This is a genomic window from Halomicrobium sp. IBSBa (genome assembly GCF_017612575.1).
In the GTDB taxonomy this organism is placed as follows: domain Archaea; phylum Halobacteriota; class Halobacteria; order Halobacteriales; family Haloarculaceae; genus Halomicrobium.
This window is the reverse complement of the sequence record NZ_JADPQC010000047.1, coordinates 1-435: the sequence shown is the minus strand read 5'-3', so window position 1 is coordinate 435 and position 435 is coordinate 1. Positions and strand designations below refer to the sequence as shown.

Here is a 435-nt window from a genome sequence, read left to right as displayed (position 1 = left end):
GAGTAGTCCGATGGAGATGGCTACTGCGGTGGTAACGAGATACAAAAGTATTACTTGACCACCGATTTTTCCGATACTCGACGGAGAGAGCCGTCTGGCTCCCATAAGTAGAGTAAAGAAGACAATCGGGATGATAATCATCTTGAGAAGTCGGACGAAGAGCGTACCGAGAGGCTCAAGACGCGTTGCTGGTTCTCCAATTGCGAGCCCAAGAACCGATCCCAGCACAAAAGCAATCCCAATACGATAGATTATCGCTACTGAGCGATATCGTTTCCATATTTGTCTCGTACCACTCGCCATGAGATGGCGTTCCATACAAATATTCATAAATATAACGATATGACATTAACTATAGTAATCAGTACATTTTACACTCTGCCTGAAATGCGATTGCTGTTTGGTGGATAGACCAGAATCAGTCCGCACACATAC

Annotated in this window: 1 protein-coding gene; it reads right to left on the bottom strand. The window is 44.8% G+C overall.

All coding sequences use genetic code 11. From position 1 onward, the window contains the following. Positions 1 to 303 (bottom strand): cation:dicarboxylate symporter family transporter (locus IL252_RS17385; RefSeq protein WP_208629067.1); only part of this gene is annotated, 303 nt, incomplete at its 3' end. Positions 304 to 435: the final 132 nt, after the last annotated feature.